Genomic DNA, 2,585 nt, shown 5'->3' on the forward strand with positions numbered 1-2,585 from the left:
GAATAAAGCGATACAGCCCGCGGGATAGCGCCACGGCTCGACATTTCCTGTTCCAGCTCGGTCTTACGCTGGTAAAGCGCAGACTCATCAGGCAGGTTGGACACATCCAGCTTTGACGCAATAGAGACGCGACGGAGCCTGTCCATATTCGGGATGGCGATCAGTGCCTCAAGGTAGTTTTGCAGGATGCCCCGGATAGTCGGCGGGATAGTGCCGGCATCCAGGTCAAGCGTGCTGAGGTCTTGCAGGTATTCCACCGTCAGCGGATAACGCAGGCGGCCGCAGGACTCAATTTCAATCACGCCGTCGAACACGTCAGCATATACCCAGTCACCAGTGGCATCGGTCACGGCCACCAGCTCCAGGTAATCAGCCGGGCAGGCGTATGAGAGAGATTCACCCTGCTGGATGCGTTTACGTGTGACAAAACCGGCGCGATCCTGGTACGTAGTCAGAGCTGTAACCAGCAGCGCATCCAGTTTGTCCGCGTCATCATGCATCAGCGGGTTAAAGCGGAGCTTTACGCTCTCAAGCAATTCGCGGGGGGTCATGGGAGCCTCCAGAGTGAAGATAGCGCCCATCGTAGCCAATGTTATATCTGCCCCAGCGCCGGCAGCAGCCATAAAAAAGCCCCTTGCGGGGCTTTCGTGATACCTGGTCGCTTACTCGATGAAGTTGTAAACAATGCGCAGGTTAGGGCGCACGGCAGAGGTGACGTCTTCCGTGGACAGGTCAGTACTGTCTACGTAGATTTTGCAGTCATACAGCGTCACGGTCAGTGAATCCGGGGCTTCACCGCCCAGGGACTCCGGCGCTGCACTGATCGTCACGTCAAAGTAGGACTTGTTGTTAACCGCGTCTTTGATAAACGCCAGCATTTTGCCGGTAATAGTCTCGATGCACTGGCAAGCCATCTCGCCGGAGTTGCGGATGGGACCATGCTGCACATACTTCATGCCGCCAGGTCCGTAGTCCTCTACGTCCTCGCGGGTGCGCTCCGGGAGCTGCGCGGTACGGATCAGCGCAGAAAGCTCCTCATGGCCAATAATAGTCAGAAGGAATTCAGAGCCGTTGAGCTTTTCGCCCATCGCCTTGTTCATCGTGTAACGGGTTTTTAAATATGCGGCGTTACCTACCGCGTTAGCATGACCAGCCATGATTTAGTTCTTCCTGTTCAGATAAAAAGTCCCTGCACTTCAGAGCGGTTCTGTACCGCCATGCCCGACAGTTGCAGGTTTACTGTGTTGGAAGCGAAATAGCCGTCGCTGGTGCGCGGTGCGTCCAGGTTGTAACTCACGTCCTGAATGACGACATCAGCCAGGATAAACCGGCGGCCGATGTTGATAACGCAAACCTCTGGCCGGCGGCCGAGGGGTTCAACGTCTTTCAGCTCAGGTGACGCCATGGCGCACAACGCTTTAATTGCGCCGTCTACTTCGATCGAGGGGTCGTAAATGGCCAGAAACTCAAGCGGAAGGTTGATAGAAGGCGGCTGAGCGCCTTGCCATACCATCAGACTGTTCCAGCGGAATACAGACGTCGTGTTGGACACCGACTGCCCAATGTTCGCCGCCGTCTCAAAGCCCGCAATGGAGCCAGCATTATCCCCCTCGAAAGGGCTGGTCCACATCGATGCAATCTGGAGAGAAGCACCCTGACCGATATACCCGGTCACAGTAAGATCACCAGAAACGATAGTGGCCTTCAGATAAGGGCTGACACCATCAGAAGGCGATGCGCCGTAAGAGTAAGCAATCCCCATTTTCTTCACCTCAATGCGGCCACCAGCTGGCGGCCGCCTTCTTTACTTAACGGCCAATACGCTTGGCGCGCAGCTTCATTGATTTGGCACGGTGCAGCTTCGCCTGGGCAGTGAAAGCCTTGGAGCGGGCTTTTTTCAAAGCCATGCGCTGTGCAGAGGTCATATGGTGCTTCTTGAATGGCTTACGGATCAGCACCACTTTGCCCTTACGGACAACCTTCTCAACCGCCTCGACCATGGAGTCGTCAGCAGACAGTGAATAGGCGGTGATCAGCTCGCTGCGGTCAGCGTCATCCAGCCCCTGAAATTCGGTGCCCAGAGAGCCAGCAATGTCGTCATCTTCATCATCGAATAACGCCTGCACCGCATCTTCATCAGCACCGGCAGCGACCATGAAATCAGCCATATTGCCCAGCACGGTGAAATAAGCGTCCAGCTGATCATCAGTCGGGTCGGTGTCGTCGCCAATACCGGCTTCAGCCTGGGCATAGCCATCCAGCGCGTCATAGGAGTGGTCATCACCATCAGCCCAGCTGAAGACGGCCTGTGCCGCATCAGCCAGCTGGTTGGTGGCCACCGCAGCTGCCGCCTTCTCCAGGATCATCTGGTGGGCTTCCTCCAGGGTGATCTCTTTTTTCGGCTCTTCAGCTGGTGGGGCGTTATTCGTCACGCTCTCTAGCATCGGCTGTTCCGGGGCTTTCGCCCCCATGGCAAAAGCGGTCAGGCCATCAGAGCGCAGCGCGCCGCTTTGGAAGAAATTACCTTTCATTCTCTATTCCTTACTTAATCAACGCTGGGACACCCAGCAGGCGACGGGCGGAAC

4 protein-coding genes are annotated in these 2,585 nt (G+C 56.1%); all 4 read right to left on the reverse strand.

Going from position 1 to position 2,585, the window contains the following annotated elements; translation table 11 throughout:
* Positions 1-551: hypothetical protein (locus CYR55_RS22505; RefSeq protein WP_101818540.1), on the reverse strand; the 551-nt coding region annotated here is incomplete at its 3' end.
* Between the two features lie 111 nt (positions 552-662).
* Positions 663-1,157 carry a baseplate protein gene (locus tag CYR55_RS22510; protein WP_101818537.1) on the reverse strand — a complete coding sequence of 165 codons (495 nt, stop codon included), beginning with the start codon at positions 1,155-1,157 and terminating at the stop codon, positions 663-665.
* Positions 1,158-1,174: 17 nt separating this feature from the next.
* A complete protein-coding gene (locus tag CYR55_RS22515; RefSeq protein WP_101818538.1) occupies positions 1,175-1,762 on the reverse strand; it encodes a hypothetical protein in 588 nt (195 codons plus the stop codon).
* A 46-nt stretch (positions 1,763-1,808) separates the two neighbouring features.
* The gene (locus CYR55_RS22520) at positions 1,809-2,531 is read right to left on the reverse strand and encodes a hypothetical protein (RefSeq protein WP_101818539.1); all 723 of its coding nucleotides are present in this window, start codon (positions 2,529-2,531) and stop codon (positions 1,809-1,811) included.
* Positions 2,532-2,585 lie beyond the last annotated feature (54 nt).

The organism is Chimaeribacter californicus, assembly GCF_002858675.1.
In the GTDB taxonomy this organism is placed as follows: domain Bacteria; phylum Pseudomonadota; class Gammaproteobacteria; order Enterobacterales; family Enterobacteriaceae; genus Chimaeribacter; species Chimaeribacter californicus.

Coding starts and splice junctions, on each gene's coding strand:
- CYR55_RS22510 (WP_101818537.1), bottom strand. CDS start 1,157: ATGGCTGGTCATGCTAACGCGGTAGGTAACGCCGCATATTTAAAAACC.
- CYR55_RS22520 (WP_101818539.1), bottom strand. CDS start 2,531: ATGAAAGGTAATTTCTTCCAAAGCGGCGCGCTGCGCTCTGATGGCCTG.
- CYR55_RS22515 (WP_101818538.1), bottom strand. CDS start 1,762: ATGGGGATTGCTTACTCTTACGGCGCATCGCCTTCTGATGGTGTCAGC.